The organism is Candidatus Pelagibacter sp. HIMB1587, from assembly GCF_052047775.1.
Classification (GTDB): Bacteria; Pseudomonadota; Alphaproteobacteria; order Pelagibacterales; family Pelagibacteraceae; genus Pelagibacter.
Genome location: NZ_JBNAJJ010000001.1, coordinates 539,068 through 554,735 on the forward strand (window position 1 = coordinate 539,068; position 15,668 = coordinate 554,735).

16 protein-coding genes are annotated in these 15,668 nt (G+C 30.4%); 5 read left to right on the forward strand and 11 right to left on the reverse strand.

Features of this window, described 5'->3' with window-relative positions; genetic code table 11:
- The 4 genes from ACTTBE_RS03080 to ACTTBE_RS03095 all read right to left on the reverse strand — a co-directional run bounded on the left by ACTTBE_RS03080 (position 1) and on the right by ACTTBE_RS03095 (position 4,525).
- Positions 1-570 (reverse strand): TRAP transporter small permease subunit, encoded by a 570-nt coding sequence (locus tag ACTTBE_RS03080; RefSeq protein ID WP_262590473.1) that lies wholly within the window; start codon positions 568-570, stop codon positions 1-3.
- A 59-nt stretch (positions 571-629) separates the two neighbouring features.
- Positions 630-1,646 carry a TRAP transporter substrate-binding protein DctP gene (gene dctP / locus ACTTBE_RS03085; RefSeq protein WP_262590472.1) on the reverse strand — a complete coding sequence of 339 codons (1,017 nt, stop codon included), beginning with the start codon at positions 1,644-1,646 and terminating at the stop codon, positions 630-632.
- A 125-nt stretch (positions 1,647-1,771) separates the two neighbouring features.
- Complete coding sequence (locus tag ACTTBE_RS03090; protein WP_262590471.1) at positions 1,772-2,740, reverse strand: 2-hydroxyacid dehydrogenase; 969 nt, start codon at positions 2,738-2,740, stop codon at positions 1,772-1,774.
- The gene (locus ACTTBE_RS03095; protein ID WP_440677094.1) at positions 2,741-4,525 is read right to left on the reverse strand and encodes an IlvD/Edd family dehydratase; all 1,785 of its coding nucleotides are present in this window, start codon (positions 4,523-4,525) and stop codon (positions 2,741-2,743) included.
- A gap of 46 nt (positions 4,526-4,571) precedes the next feature.
- Here ACTTBE_RS03095 and ACTTBE_RS03100 point away from each other — a divergent pair, with 46 nt between their 5' ends.
- From ACTTBE_RS03100 to ACTTBE_RS03110, 3 genes are read left to right on the forward strand one after another with little or no spacing between them, the layout of a single operon-like run.
- A complete protein-coding gene (locus tag ACTTBE_RS03100; RefSeq protein WP_440677095.1) occupies positions 4,572-6,077 on the forward strand; it encodes a UxaA family hydrolase in 1,506 nt (501 codons plus the stop codon).
- A gap of 13 nt (positions 6,078-6,090) precedes the next feature.
- Positions 6,091-6,954 (forward strand): DMT family transporter, encoded by an 864-nt coding sequence (locus ACTTBE_RS03105; RefSeq protein WP_440614164.1) that lies wholly within the window; start codon positions 6,091-6,093, stop codon positions 6,952-6,954.
- A 13-nt stretch (positions 6,955-6,967) separates the two neighbouring features.
- A complete protein-coding gene (locus ACTTBE_RS03110) occupies positions 6,968-7,825 on the forward strand; it encodes an NAD(P)-dependent oxidoreductase (protein WP_440677096.1) in 858 nt (285 codons plus the stop codon).
- Between the two features lie 284 nt (positions 7,826-8,109).
- Here ACTTBE_RS03110 and ACTTBE_RS03115 read toward each other — a convergent pair whose 3' ends face one another.
- The 3 genes from ACTTBE_RS03115 to ACTTBE_RS03125 all read right to left on the reverse strand — a co-directional run bounded on the left by ACTTBE_RS03115 (position 8,110) and on the right by ACTTBE_RS03125 (position 11,615).
- Positions 8,110-8,631, reverse strand: coding sequence for a hypothetical protein (locus ACTTBE_RS03115; RefSeq protein WP_440677097.1), 522 nt, complete (start codon positions 8,629-8,631; stop codon positions 8,110-8,112).
- An 8-nt stretch (positions 8,632-8,639) separates the two neighbouring features.
- A complete protein-coding gene (locus tag ACTTBE_RS03120) occupies positions 8,640-11,069 on the reverse strand; it encodes an FAD-dependent oxidoreductase (protein WP_440677098.1) in 2,430 nt (809 codons plus the stop codon).
- Between the two features lie 78 nt (positions 11,070-11,147).
- The gene (locus ACTTBE_RS03125; protein ID WP_440677099.1) at positions 11,148-11,615 is read right to left on the reverse strand and encodes a c-type cytochrome; all 468 of its coding nucleotides are present in this window, start codon (positions 11,613-11,615) and stop codon (positions 11,148-11,150) included.
- Here ACTTBE_RS03125 and ACTTBE_RS03130 point away from each other — a divergent pair.
- Positions 11,610-12,137 (forward strand): cytochrome b, encoded by a 528-nt coding sequence (locus tag ACTTBE_RS03130; protein WP_440677100.1) that lies wholly within the window; start codon positions 11,610-11,612, stop codon positions 12,135-12,137. The genes ACTTBE_RS03125 and ACTTBE_RS03130 overlap by 6 nt on opposite strands.
- A gap of 16 nt (positions 12,138-12,153) precedes the next feature.
- On the forward strand, positions 12,154-13,470 hold the full coding sequence (locus ACTTBE_RS03135; RefSeq protein ID WP_440677101.1) for an MATE family efflux transporter: 1,317 nt from the start codon (positions 12,154-12,156) through the stop codon (positions 13,468-13,470).
- Here ACTTBE_RS03135 and ACTTBE_RS03140 read toward each other — a convergent pair.
- Genes ACTTBE_RS03140 through ACTTBE_RS03155 form a run of 4 tightly spaced genes read right to left on the reverse strand, consistent with a single transcriptional unit; the run spans position 13,457 to position 15,668 of the window.
- Positions 13,457-13,897: a DUF4396 domain-containing protein gene (locus ACTTBE_RS03140; RefSeq protein WP_440677102.1), complete on the reverse strand. Its 441-nt coding sequence runs from the start codon at positions 13,895-13,897 to the stop codon at positions 13,457-13,459. The genes ACTTBE_RS03135 and ACTTBE_RS03140 overlap by 14 nt on opposite strands.
- Positions 13,897-14,337, reverse strand: a complete 441-nt coding sequence (locus tag ACTTBE_RS03145; RefSeq protein ID WP_440677103.1) for a c-type cytochrome — start codon at positions 14,335-14,337, stop codon at positions 13,897-13,899. The genes ACTTBE_RS03140 and ACTTBE_RS03145 overlap by 1 nt, the downstream gene beginning before the upstream one ends.
- A gap of 4 nt (positions 14,338-14,341) precedes the next feature.
- Positions 14,342-15,358 carry an MBL fold metallo-hydrolase gene (locus ACTTBE_RS03150; RefSeq protein ID WP_440677104.1) on the reverse strand — a complete coding sequence of 339 codons (1,017 nt, stop codon included), beginning with the start codon at positions 15,356-15,358 and terminating at the stop codon, positions 14,342-14,344.
- 1 nt (position 15,359) lies between these two features.
- Positions 15,360-15,668 (reverse strand): AzlD domain-containing protein, encoded by a 309-nt coding sequence (locus ACTTBE_RS03155; protein WP_075506129.1) that lies wholly within the window; start codon positions 15,666-15,668, stop codon positions 15,360-15,362.

Below are 15,668 nucleotides of genomic sequence, written 5' to 3' on the forward strand. Positions count from 1 at the left end.
TTACTTTAATTCTTTAGAAGGGTCGTATTGTTTCTCTTTTGGATTTCTCCAATCAATGATTAAGTTATTTACTGATTGAACTGCAATAAGAAATACGCATAAAAGTGTAAGTGGTTTCATTGTAGCTGGAATTGGAGGATCCCAATAAGTTGCAAATCTCTCCCAGGTAGTAAAAGATCTATGTGCATCTTCCCATCCACCATAAATTACTGCTGTAGCAAAAAGAACAATAATTATAGTACTAATTAAGTCAAAAATTCTTTGAGTTGGTCTTCCAACCCAGTCGTAAAGTAAAACTATTCTAATATGGCTTCTTAATCTTGTTGCGTATATTCCACCAACCAAATAGCAAACACCAGCAAGCCATAAACATAACTCATTTGCCCACAAGGTTGGCTTAAATAAAACATATCGCATAAAAATTTCATACATCATCACAATTACAATTACAGGAATTAGATATTTTATTGTGTGACTTAAAAATAAGGAAACTCTATCAATCCAATTAATTGGAAAATCATCTTTACTCGCTACTTTTTCGTTCTGTTCTTGTAACTCTTTATCTATCATTGAGTAAAAATTTTAGATTTTATTCGAAGGGCCTTTTCAGGCCCTTCAAAAATTATTTATTACATAATACCATTAGCTTTCATGTAAGCTTTGTGTATTTCGATTAAAGCCGCAGCTTCTGGAGATTTAGTCTTCCATTCTTCCCAAGCAGCAAGTGCAGCTGTTCTGAATTTAAGTCTATCTTCTCTAGACCAGTCATGAAGAGTAACGCCCATTTCATTTAAAGCTTTAACAGCTTCAGCGTTTTTTCTCTCAACTAAGCTAGTAATAGTTCTTCCAGCGATTTCTATTCCAGCTTTCATAGCACCTTGCTCATGTGGCTTTAACTTGTTCCATACTTTTGTGTTACAAGCTAAGTGGTCAGCCGGCATAGAGTGGAAACCTGGGTATGTAGCATATTTGTTTTGCTCATAGTGTCCACCAGCATAGTTAGTTGCTAAAGATGAATAGTCAGCACCATCGATTAGACCAGTTTGTAAAGCTGTAGGAACTTCACCAAAGTCCATAACGATTGGCTTCGCACCTAAAGTTGTAAAGATCATACTTTCCATTCCTGGAGGTGATCTAAATTTAAAGTCTTTCAATGAAGCAACATCTGGAATTGGTCTGCTAGATATTAAAGACTCATGTCCTGGTATCCACCAACCAATCAAAGTCATTCCATATTTGTTGTATAATGCATCAACAGCATCTTGAGCTCCTGGGTAGTTCAAGAATTCATATTGTTGGTATGGGTTATCGTATCCACCCATTACATCACCTGCGAATTGGAACGCTGCATTTTTACCAGTTTGGTAACCAGCACCAGTCATATCACAATCGATAATTCCAGTTTGTGCAGAGTTAAATACCTCAGCAGATTTACCTGTTACTGAAGATGAGTAGAACATTTCAATTTTCAAGCTTCCACCAGAAAACTTTTCTACATTTTTTGCGAACTGAGCCGCAACTTCACCATTTGGTGAGCTAGCAGTAAAGTGAGTTTCAATCTTTAAAGTCTTTGCATTTGCAGAGCCAAATAAAGCAACTGAAACCATAGCCACCGCTGCTAAAGTTTTAGATATTAATTTAAACATTATCTTCCTCTCGTTTATGTTTTTTCGAAAGTTAATCATAAATGATTTTCTATTTCAATTAAATCAGTTTAGTTATTATATATAGAAATTATATATATTTTATAAACACAGAGACTAGAATTGCTCTAAACTACTTCTGAAATCAGGGGTTTTTTATTGAAAAAACAGTAAATATTATCAACTGCCATCATACTCATTGCAAGACGTGTTTCATGTGTCGCACTACCTACATGAGGAAGAACAAAACAGTTATCTAATTTTAAATATCTGTTATCTAAATTTGGTTCATTGTTAAAAACATCCAAACCAGCTGCATAAATTTTTTTATTTTCTAGTGCATCAATTAATGCATCGTCATCAATTGTTGATCCTCTTGATGTGTTTATGACAACTGCATGTTTTGGTAATAAGCTTATTGTATCTTTATTAAGAATGTATTTTGTTTCTGCGGTAGCTGGTGTGTGTATACTTACAAAATCACAATTCGGTAACATTGAATTTAAATCTGAATAATATTTTGCACCATCTTCTAAATCTGCAGACAACTTATTTCTATTATAATAAATTATTTTCATGCCAAATGCTTTTGCACTTTTTGCAGCCATTCTTCCTATTCGTCCCATGCCAATAATACCTAAAGTTTTGCCGGTAACCGAATTACCAATCATAAATTTAGTTAAGTCGGGTTTTTGATTTTTCCAATTATCAGTTCTAACTAAATTATAAGCTTCACCAATTCTTCTTGAGGCAGCTAAAATTAAAAGAATAGTAAGCTCTGCTACAGCTTCATTTAAAACGTTAGGTGTATTGGTAACTTTTATTTTTTTTTCTAAAGCAGAGTTAACAGAGATATTATCGTACCCTACTCCCACTTGAGCAATGATTTTTAATTTACCATTTAGATTATTGAAAAAATTTTCTCCAATTTTATCAAATCCTGTAGAAATCATCCCATCATAGTCGTTTATTATCTTAATTAATTCACTTTCTGGAATTGGCTCGTCTTTTGGATTTAATGTTACATCAAATTCTTTGCTTAATTTTTCTTCTGCTAAATCTGAAATTTTTCTAGAAACTAATATCTTTGGTTTCATTTAATGAGAGTCTCTAGGTAAACCTTTTGTATGAGATACATCCAAATATTTTCCTCTAGAATTAATACAAGCACCATCATCTAATTGACCTACTGTATTTCTGAATATTTCTTGCCAAGGAGTTTGATTATTTGCTTTAAATTTCTTTCTATTTTTTCTTCGCTTCTTAAACTCAGCCTGAGAAATTAGTAAATCAACTCTTCTTTTATTTAAATCAATTTTAATTTTGTCACCTGTTTTAACTATACCTAAATCTCCTCCAACTGCAGACTCTGGAGATACATGAAGTATAGAAGGACTTTCAGATGTTCCACTTTGTCTTCCATCTCCTAAAGTAGGTAGATGTCTAATACCTTTTTTTAACAATCTGTCAGGTGGTTGCATATTAACTACTTCTGCAGAACCAGGGTAACCTACTGGACCACATCCTCTAACAATTAATATTGAGTTCTCATCAATTTTTAATTTCTTGTCATTAAGTCTTTTGTGGTAATCTTCAGGACCTTCAAAAACAATTGCCTTACACTCAAAAGCATTTGGATGTTTAGGGTTTGATAGATATTGATCTCTAAATTCTTTACTGATTACTGATGTTTTCATTATTGCAGATGAGAAGAAATTACTTCTCATAACTAAGAAACCAGCTTTTTCTGTTAAAGCATTTTTAAATGTTTTGATTACTTTGCTATCTACATCAATTTTCTTTTTCAAATTTTCACCTACTGTTTTTCCAGTTACAGTTTTTATATTGGTGTGAATTTTTTTATTCTTAATTAATTCTTTCATAACTGCTGGTATTGCGCCCGCTCTGTGGAAGCTTTCCATTAAATATTCACCAGCTGGCTGACAATTGACTAGCAATGGAATATCGTGACCTAATTTTTGCCAATCGGATAAATCAAACTTAATACCCATGTGTTTAGCTATTGCACTTAAATGTGTTGTGCAGTTACTTGATCCACCTATTGCACTTGCAACCACTACTGCGTTTTCAAATGCTTTACGTGTCATAATTTTTGATGGTGTTAAATCTTCATGAACCATTCCGACAATTCTTTTTCCTGTTTCATATGAAATCTGTTCTCTTTCTCTATAAGGTGCAGGGATTACAGCTCCTCCAGGTAATGACATTCCCAAAGCTTCTGCAACTGAATTCATTGAAGATGCTGTTCCCATAGTATTGCAATGACCAGCACTTGGCGCAGAAGATGCAACCATGTCCATAAATTCTTCGTATTTAATTTCTCCCTTAGCTAACATTTTTCTAGCTTCCCAAACTACTAATCCAGATCCGGCAAGTTTTCCTTTGTAAACTCCATCTAACATTGGACCACCTGAGAGAACTATTGCAGGAATATTAACTGTGGCTGCTGCCATTAAGGCTGCAGGAGTAGTTTTATCACACCCTGTAGTTAAAATAACTCCATCGATTGGATAACCATACAAAACTTCTACCAAAGATAAATAAGATAAATTTCTATCCAACATAGCTGTTGGTCTTTTTCCAGTTTCTTGAATAGGATGAGTTGGAAATTCCATTGGAATTCCTCCAGCTCTTCTGATCCCATCTTTAATTCTTTTAGTTAAAGACATAAAATGTCTATTACATGGAGAAAGATCACTGCCCGATTGAGCAATACCTATAATTGGATTTCCAGATTGCAATTCTTTTCTTGTAAGACCATAATTTAAGTACCTTTCTAAATATAAAGCCGTCATGTCAGGGTTTTTTGGATTATTGAACCACTGTTGACTTCGGAAACTCTTTTTTCTTTTTTTAGGCATAATTAATATAATGGTTTGTTTAAGTTATTGGTTATATAATAAATTTATGAATAATCTAATAGTTTTAAATGGCAATGACAATGTTGGCGTAAGTCAATTTATCATACCAGAAAAAACAAAAATTGAAGGCCATGATATAAGTACGTTGGATCCAATCCCTTTTGGTCACAAAGTATGTTTAAAAGAGATTAAAAAAGGTGATCCTATTATCAAATATGATCAAATTATTGGATTTGCTTTAAATGATATTAAACCAGGAGAGCATGTTCACTCTCATAATTTAGAATTTAGAGAATTTAAAAGAGATTTCAAAGTAACTGATAAATCACACAATGTTGACGAAAAAGCAGATACTTTTTTCAATGGAATATTAAGAGATAACGGCCAAGTAGCTACAAGAAATTATATTGGAATAGTTAGTACCGTTAATTGCTCTGCAACAGTTACAAAAATGATTGTTGAAAAAATAAAGTATTCAGAAATTTTAAAAGATTATCCAAATATAGATGGAATTGTGCCAATTACTCACTCAACAGGATGTGGGATGAATACTGAAAGTGAAGGAATGCAAATTTTTCAAAGAACGATTGATGGTTTTAAAAATCATCCAAATTTTTCTCATGTTTTTGTTATTGGTTTAGGTTGTGAGTGTGCCCAGGTAAGTTTATTTGATGAGTCTCTTAAAAAGCACAATAGAATTCACTTCTTAACTATCCAAGATGAAGGTGGAACTAAAAAAATTGTTGATAAAGTATTATCTCAAATAAAAAACCTATTATCTGAAGCAAATAATGTTCAAAGAACATCACAACCTGTTAGTCATTTAACTTTAGCCTTACAATGTGGAGGATCAGATGGCTATTCAGGAATTACAGCTAATCCTGCATTGGGAGTTGCTGCTGATCTTTTAGTTAAAAAAGGTGGAAGTTCAATTTTATCAGAAACTCCAGAAATTTATGGAGCAGAACATTTATTAATTAATAGAGCTAATTCACAACAAACTGCAGATAAATTAATAAAAAGAATTGAGTGGTGGAGACATTATACATCAATAAACAATAGTTCTATGGATAATAACCCTGCACCTGGAAATAAAAAAGGAGGGCTTACAACTATTTTAGAAAAATCTTTAGGAGCAGTTGCTAAAGGTGGAAACTCAATTTTACAAGATGTATTGAATTATGCTGAACCTCTTAAAAATAAAGGTTTCAATTTTATGGATTCACCTGGATATGATCCAGTATCTGTTACAGGGCAAGTTGCATCAGGCGCAAATGTAATTTGTTTTACAACTGGAAGAGGATCTTGTTTTGGATGTAAGCCAGTACCAAGTTTAAAACTCTCAACTAATTCAGCAATGTTTGAAAGAATGTCGGAAGATATGGATATTAATTGTGGAACAATAGCTGAAGGAAAAGAAAAAGTTGAAGAAGTTGGTCAAAAAATATTTGAATTAGTAGTAAATACTGCATCAGGAAATAAATCTAAGAGTGAAATCAATGGCTACGGTGACGAGGAGTTTAATCCTTGGCAAGTAGGCGTTGTAATGTAAAAAATTTCCTAAAGTGCAAAATCAAACATCTTTATTAAACGTAATTTTATTAGCTGCAGGTGGTTTCTTTATGTTTGTTTGTATGGATTCTAGTGCAAAATACCTAGGTACAGTCATGCCTATTCCACAGGCTATATGGGGAAGATTTTTTTTTCATCTAGTATCTTTAATTGTGTTTTTTTTAATTTTTAAGCCAAAAGTAAACTTAAAAAAAAATTTCAAAGTTCAAATAATTAGATCAACATTAATGGTGACAGCTACAACGTTTATGTTTTTTTCTCTTCAAAAGTTTGACCTAGTAGATATTTATGTAGTTTTCTTTACAGCCCCATTAATCGTTGCTTTACTTTCTGCTTATTTTTTAAAAGATATTTTGACTTTTAAAGGAATTCTTTTGATGCTCCTTAGTTTTAGTTCAATTGTTTATTCTTTAAGTCCTAGCATGAAAATATTTAGTGTAGATTTAATTTTTCCAATCGTTCCACCTATATGTTGGGCGCTTTACCAATTTTTTACAAAAGTAGTATCAAGTGATAACGATCCATTTGCAGCAATATTTTATACTTCTATTTTGGGAGCAATAATATTTAGTATTTATATTTTTTTTAAATGGGAACCATTAAGTAATAATATTTTTTGGTTATACTTAGCGCTACTTGGTTTTGCAGGCTTTGTAAGCCACTCTTTAATTATTTATGCAATTCAATTATCAAATTTATCTTTTGTAACTAATTTTCAATATTCTCAATTAGTTTGGTCTACAATTTTTAATTTTTTCATTTTTGGTGTACCATTTGATATAAATAAGATTGTGGGTGTTGTGGGTGTAATAATATTTGGTTTATTATTTATAAGAACTGAAGGTAAAAAAACTTAAAATTGGAGGTTTGATGAAAAATATTGGTTTTATTGGTGTTGGTTATATGGGTTATGGAATTGCTAAAAACATCATTAAGCACAAAAATAATCTTTTTGTAATTGCTAACAAAAATCGTAAACCTATTGAAAAGATAGTAAGTGAGGGAGCTAAAGAAGTTAAATCTTTTGAAGATTTTGCATCTAAAAATTTAGATGCTTTGTTTATGTGTGTTACCAATACACCTATTGCAAAATCTATTTCAGAAAAATTATCAAATATCTTAAGCAATAAAACAATTGTAATTGATATTACTACTCACAATAAAACAGGCTCTATTGAAACTGAGGCAATTTTTAAATCAAATAATATCAACTACGTTGAATGTCCAGTAATGGGTGGACCTGTTCAAGCAGAAGAAGGTGTTTTAGGCGGTATTGTCGGAGCGTCAGATGAGAATTTTAAAATAGCAGAGCCTTATTTTAATATATTTTGTAAGGATTATTTTCATTTTGGTCCAGTAGGTATGGGTGCAAAATCAAAACTTTTAAATAACTTTTTATCTTTAGGAAATGGAGCATTAGTAAATCATTTAGCAAAATGTGCTACTGGATTAGGATTAGATCTAAAAAAAGTATTTGATGTTGCAAAGCTAGGATCTGGAAACTCTTCGGCTCTGAACAGAGTTTTTGATAACTTACTTAAAGGTGATTACACAGGATTTAAATTTACTGCAAGTAACTCTGTTAAAGATTTAACTTACATTCAGGATCTTCTAAAAGATTTTCCTGAAGCTGAAAAAGTTGCTGAGCTAAATAAAAATTATTTTCAAAAAGCTGTTGATGATGGTTATGGAGAAAATTTTATTAGTGAATTAATTAATAAAAAATAATTGAAGGAAGTTAAATAAGATATCGGGAATCTACTAAAGCAGTAGGTTGTATTCAACTTATATATTTGCATTAAATGCAAATAAATTTATTGAAAATAATTTTGATATAATTACCTTTTTATATGAAGGAGGTTTATGTTAAAATTGCTACCACCTGATACTTAGCTGAAGATCTTTAGATATAAAAAAACTTAAAATAATAAAATCCGTTTGGATTTAATGCCAAAGAGGCGATAAAAAGGGAGCTCTTTAGGTATCAACTAAAGAGCGAACCCTTAAAAAAATTAATTTTTAGACTTTAATATTTCTAGCGGAAGTGGTGCTTCTGGATATTTTTTTTCACACAACTTTTCATAAATTTCACAAAATTTAAAAATTGTTTTTACAACTTCATTTTCATCTCTTGAGTTTAATTTTGTAATTAGTTTATCTCGATCTTTTTCTAACTCTTTAATTTGCTCACCTGAAAAAAATTCTCCAGTTTCAATTTCCCAGTAAGTATCCTCTAATTCTACTTCACTTAATTCATTTAATTTTTTTTGTAACATTATAATTGTTGCATCATCAGTTTCTGTGTTTCTCATAGGAGAATTTTTTAATTTGCCTAAACATTTGTCTCTTAAACCATCAATAAAATGATCATAAGGTTTTCCTAAACTTAATTCTTTAAAATGATTACTAATAAAATATTTTTTGATTGCTGAATCTGTAGAAATTTTTTCTTTACCCTTAATTATTGCAACCTGAACATATATCTCTTGAGAAACGTATTCCTCTATATGATCTGTTACTGATACTGGAAGCATTGTTTATTTTAAGACTTTAGCCTGTCGTTATTTACATCAAAAGCAGGTTCATCAATAACTTTTGATTTAACATCTTTTCCTTGGATTTTAATCAAAAACTCATTTCCAACTTTAGCAAATTCAGTTTTGACATATCCAAAGGCTAAACTTTTGTTTACTCTATACCCATAAGCCCCTGATGTAATGAGACCCACTAAATTACCATTAGAGTAAATTGGTTCATTTCCATGAGCATCTGCATCTACAGCATCAACTTCCATATAAACTAATTTAATTTTTGGGCCATTTTTTATTAAATTCGATACAATTTTTGACCCTTTAAATTCAGATTTTTTTTCAATATTAAAAAATCTTTCCAAGCCTGCTTCAACTACGCTAATTTCTGGAGTTAATTCTGACCCCCAACCTCTGTATCCCTTCTCAATCCTCATAGAATTCATTGCATGAGCTCCAAAATCTGTAATATCAAATTCCTTACCAGCTTCACTTAATAACTCATATAGTTTTTCCATGTCTTTAAAGTCATGATGCAGTTCCCAACCTAGTTCGCCCATATAGTTTACTCTTAAAGCTTCTACAGTAATGTTACCTAAACTTATTTCCTTACTTTTTAACCAAGGGAAATTTTCATTTCCTAAATCTGTATCTGTTAATTTTTGCAAAACCATTCTTGATTTTGGTCCTATGATACCAATTACACCTTTGTCTAAAGTTATATTTTTAATTTCAACTTTTTCATTTTCTTTTTTATTCTGATTTAGCCAATCCAAATCTCTAATTTCTGATACTGCACCTGATAATGCGTAATAATGGTTATCTTTTAGTTTAGTTAAAGTTAGTTCAGTTTGAATTCTTCCAATATCATTTAAAAGATGAGTTAAAACAATACTTCCATCTTTTTTTGGAACTCTATTAACACAAAGTCTATCTAAAAAGTTATAACTATCTTCTCCAGTAATTTCATATTTTGAAAAAGTTGATAGATCTATCAAGCCTACATTGTTATGAACATGTAGACATTCTTTTTGAATTATAGGAAATAAATTATTTCTTTTATAACTTAATTCTTCTTTAATATTATCTTTATTAAACCAAGCTGGTTTTTCCCATCCATATAAATCAAAATATTCAGCACCTTTTTCTTTCAACTTTTGATAAATTGGTGTTGTTTTCATTGGTCTTCCAACCTCTACAACATCATTAGGCATTGGAGTTACATACATTCTTCGATATTGCTCTTTCGATTTTTCAACTGAATAATTTTTATCAACCCAACTCATGTATCTTCTTGGTTCAAATTCCATCATATTTATTTCTGAGTCACCATGCACAATCCACTGAGCCATATATTTTCCAGCTCCCCCTCCATGAGCAATTCCAATACTTGCTGCACAAAACATCCAAAAGTTTTTAAGTCCGGGTGCAGGACCAGCTAAAAAATTATCATCAGGAGTATGTGTAATAGGACCACATATAATTCTTTTAATACCTACATCTTTAAACTGTGGAATACGATCCATTCCTTTTTCTAAGTGTTCTGCAATTCTATCAAGATCTGGATCTAACAACTCCATATCAAATTTCCAATCCATTCCATCTAAAGCCCAAGCTGCTACATCTTTTTCATAAGGACCAATTAAAAGTCCTTTACCCTCTTGTCTTAGATAAGAAGAAGAGTCTGGATCTCTTACAACTGGTAATTCTTTACTTAATTTTTCTATTTCAGGATGTGCTTCTGTAACTAGGTATTGATGGATCATATTTATACTTGGAACATTTTTTAAACCAACCATCTGTGCTACTTCTGGACAAAAACTTCCTGCAGCATTAACAACATGCTCACAAATAATGTCACCCTTTTCAGTAATTACTTTCCACTCTCCTGAAGGCAATTGTTCAATGTCAGTTACTCTATTTTTTCTATAAATTTTGGCTCCACTATTTCTTGCTCCTTTAGCCATTGCATTTGTTGTGCTGGTTGGATCTGTATAGCCATCTTCTGGAGTTAAAAAAGCCCCTTTAATTCCATCTAACTTTATAAAGGGATGATATTGATGAATTTCTTCTGTTGATATAATTGAACATGGAGAACCAGCTATATCTAAAATTCCTTTAGTGTAATCAAACCACTCAAGATCCTCTTTGGTATATGCTAACCTTAAACTTCCTGTTTCATGAAATCCCGTTGGTTGCTCAGTTTCTTTTTCTAGTGACTTATAAAGGTTAGTTGAATGAAGATGAATTTTTGCAAGATTTAAACTCGTTAACATATGAGGACATTGACCTGCGGCATGCCAAGTTGATCCTGAAGTAAGTTCACTTTTTTCAATCAATACAACATCATTCCATCCTTCTTTTGTAAGATGATAGAGCAAACTAACTCCCATTATTCCACCACCAACAATTACGAGCTTTGCGTGAGATTGAATTTTATCCATAAAAAAAAGAAACTACTAAGATTTTAAATTAATTAAACAAAATTAATTTTAATTAACCAAAATGGGTATATGAATTTATTAATGAGGTTTTCTATATTTGGAATGACAGGCCTTACAATTTGCCCACATTAATTTTCCAAGAGTTCCTCTAATATCATCTGCATCTTCTATAATAGAAGTGAGTTTAATCATATCATCAGCAGATTTTTGCATTAATGAGTTGAAAGCATCTTTTTCTTCCCAAATTATAGGCAGTGCTTCTGTTTTAAATCCTTCTTTAGAATTTTCTGGAAATAGATCTAACAAAGTAATGTAATTTTCACTCATTTCTTTCATTAGTCCTATCGCTTTATCAAAATCTCCATTTGAGGAAAAAGACTGAACCCTCTTTGCTGTGCTATAATTCTTACTAAATAGTGCTTTTCTACTTTTTATAATATCTTCTACTGACAACTCTGCATTAGCTAATGAGCCAGAAAACACCATAATTAAAGATAATATTATTGTACCAAAGATCCTCTTGTTATGTTTTAATAAGTTATGCATGTTAAGAATACCTTAACAGAATATGGACTGATTTCAAAGTTAATGCACTGGTTAAGTGCGATCTTATTATTAATTCAAATTCCTCTTGGCTTTTATTTAGTTGATTTAGATTTTGGTGAAAACAGAATAACTATTGAAAATATTCATGTATTGGTTGGACTAGGGGTATTTTACGTTATTATTTTTAGGTTACTTAATAATTTGATTAATCCAGTACCAAAGTTAGGACCTGCTACTTTTATGGGGCAAAGGTTTATTGCTAAACTAAATCATTTATTTTTATACATCACAGTCTTAACAATAACTATTTCAGGAATTTTAAAGAAACTATTTAACGGTGAACCTCTAGTGATTTTTTTAAAAGAAATAAAAATAAAAGACAATTTTGAACTAGCTGATCAATTTTATAACATTCATATTATATCAAACTATGTACTTATTGGTTTAGTTGCTTTACATGTAAGTGCCGTAATAATTCATAAATTATTCTTTAAAGAAAATTTATTAAAAAAAATATTATAATAATTAATCATCAGACATGGAAAAATCATCTATTGGATATATTTTAAAATTATCTATTCCAATTTTTTTTGCCAACCTTGCAATTCCATTAGTGGCAATTATTGACACGTCTTTAATGGGTAACTTAGGTAATGTTTCTTATTTATCTGCAACCTCTGTTGCAGCAAATTTATTTTCAATGATTTTTTGGAGCTTTGGATTTTTAAGAATGGGAACAGTCGGTATGGTTTCTCAAGCTAATGGAGCTGAAAATTATAAAGAAATTATTAATATTGTTTTAAGAAATTTGTTATTTGTAATTATACTTTCTATTGTCTTATTTTTTGCTCAAAATTTAATTCTTAAGATAAGTTTGCAAATATTTGATCTAAATTCACAAACTACTTCTTTTTATGAGGAATATTTTAAAATTAGAATTTATTCAGCTCCAGGTGAACTTACTATTTATATTATAACAGGTCTTTTTGTTGGATTACAAAAAACAAAAATTTCAAGTATTGCAGTAGGATTTTTCTCAATATTAAATATTATACTAAGCATAATTCTCGTAAATCAATACAATCTAAATATTAAAGGTGTTGCTTATGGAACTCTTTTTTCTGGGATAATTACCTCTACTGTATTTTTAATTTATACTTTTTTTTATTTAAACAAGCTTACAAAGATTAATTTTATAATAAGAGAAATTGTTGATCTAAATAAATTAAAAAATATTTTTAATATTAATTTTAATATTTTTATTCGAACTATATTACTTACTTTTTCTTTTTTGTGGTTCACATACCTTGGATCAAAAATTGGAGAAGAGTATATAGCTGCTAACGCAATATTAATTAATCTCGTCTTTCTATCAGCATTCATTTTAGACGCTTACGCATTTTCAACTGAAGGAATTATTGGTTATTCATTGGGTAAAAAAGATAAAAATTTATTCAGTTCAATTGTTAAAAATTCTTTTATTTTAAGTTCAGTTACAGGCTTAGGTATTTCTGTTGTTTATTATTTTATTCATAAGAATGTGATTAATATGATGTCTGATATTGATCTAATAAGATCTTTAAGTTTAGATTATTCAATTTGGATGATTATCTTGCCTTTTTTTGCATCTTTTTGTTATCAATTTGATGGTATTTTCATTGGAGCCTCTCAAACAAAAGAAATTAGAAATGCTATGTTTTTTTCTGTTTCTTTATATTTATTAATTTCTTTAGTTCTAACAAATTACCTTTCAAACGATGGAGTGTGGATATCACTAACGATATTTATGATTTTGAGAGCTTTGTCTTTATATTATTATTTAAACAGGATTTATTTAAGATTTAATGGCAACTAATACCAAATTTCTTTAATCTCCAATAATTATAAGGCCATGGAGTTAAAAAACCAACAATAAGCATTATTGGTACTACCCACCATGTTAACATAGCTCCGCCAGTTAGAAGATAATCTGTTAAATTCATTGCAAATTCCATGCTTACCATAGAAATAAAACTCATTCCAAAGGCAGTTTTTAATGCATCTTTAAAAGTAAAGTTTTGTTTCAATAAAATAATTGTCTCTAAAATTATACTGGTAATTAGTCCATTTATAATTGCTAAGGTCATTATTGCAATAACTGGCCACGGAATTCCAGTTAATTGAAAATATAAAATTGTACCAAAATCTCCAATGGCACATCCCAATAAACACCATGCAGTATTTTTTGCACTTCTTCTCCAAGTGTGCTTACATGACCAATTCAATGTTGCAACTGCGCTCATTACTTACTCATATTAATTTGAAATTCATACAGATCAAGTGGCCAGTAAGATTTAATATAAGCTAAAACACTATCTATATCTTTATCTGACAATTTATCTCCAAAACCCATCATTTTCCCCTCATAATTTTTAACCAATTTAGCTAACCCATACTTTATTATAGCATGCAAAGTTTTATCGTCATGATGCCAAGTATGACCAGTACCATTTAATGGAGGTGCTTTTCTATGTCCATCATCATCTAAATCTTTCCAGTTTTTTGCTCCTGATAAATCTATCATATGACATGAAACACAGTTTTGGTTATACGCTAGTTCTCCTCTTTTAATCATCAATGAAGAGTCTGTTGTAATTGGAAAATGATTATGAGCAAGTGAAACGTTATTAAAAAAAAATAATAGGAAAATTATTTTTACAAGATTCAAAATATTTAATTTCATCATATTAATTAATTTTTAATCCTTTTTTTTTCCATTTTTCTAACCCACCAATTAAGTGAAAGCAGTTACCAAAATTATATGATTTAGAAATCTGAACTGCCAAAGTAGATCTGTGTCCATGAGCACAGTAAAAAAGAATTTTTTTATTTTTTAAACTATCTTTATTTTTTTCAATGTAATCATGCATGGAAGGAAATGGGACTATATTACTATTATCTAATTTACCTTCTTTATCTATTTCATTTTGTTCTCTTAAATCTATCAGAACTGTATTCTCCTCTTTTTTTATCTTGTTAAACTCCTCTGGCTCAATTCCATTGTTTACTTTTTGACGGTTTAAATCAATGCCCAACTTAAGATTACTTGGAACTGCAACATCCATCATTTTGGGATCTGGTAAATTTAAATTATTCATAATATCCACGTACTCTTCTACTGATTTTACCTGTAATCTTGGATTAAATTGTCTTTCTTCTATAATAGTACTTACCATTTCTCCTTTATAATCATGCGCAGGATAAACTAGAGTTTGATCAGGTAGTTTTAATAATTTGTTAAATATTGAATTATAAGAGTCTTTAGGATCTCCGTTTTGAAAATCTGTTCTACCAGTACCTCTAATTAATAATGTATCTCCTGTAAACACTCTATCACCCATCAAAAAACTAAAGCTCTCAGAAGTATGGCCAGGAGTGTATAAAGCTTGTAGATCAATTCCATCTATTTTGATTATCTCTTCATCTGATACTCTCATTGCAACTACATCGGCAGGAGTTTTATTACCCATAACAGTTACACAATTAGTTTTATCTCTTAGTTCAGCAATTCCAGAGATATGATCTGCGTGAATATGGGTATCTATCACCTTTACTAATTTTAAATCTAATTGATTTAACAAATTAATATACTGATCAACTTTTTCTAAGACTGGGTCTATTATTAAAGCTTCACGTCCCCTTCCAGATGCAATTAAATAAGTATAAGTGCTAGAAACACTATCGAATATTTGTCTAAAGATCATTTTAGATAAATATCAAAAACCAATAAGAAATTAAACCAGACAAAATAGTTGCAATTATATTTCTTGAAAAATAACCAACAATTACAGCAACAATTGCAGCAAATATTTTAGGGTCATCCATTTCAATGAACTGACCGTAGTCATTTATAAAAATTCCTGGAAATATTATTGCAGGAAACACGGCTGATGGAACATAAGCTAACACAGCTTTTATTTTATCTCCCAACATGTCTCGACTTACTAGAGCTACCATCGTCATTCTAGTAAAGTAAGTTAATATTCCTGCAACAATAATTGATAACCAGGTCAT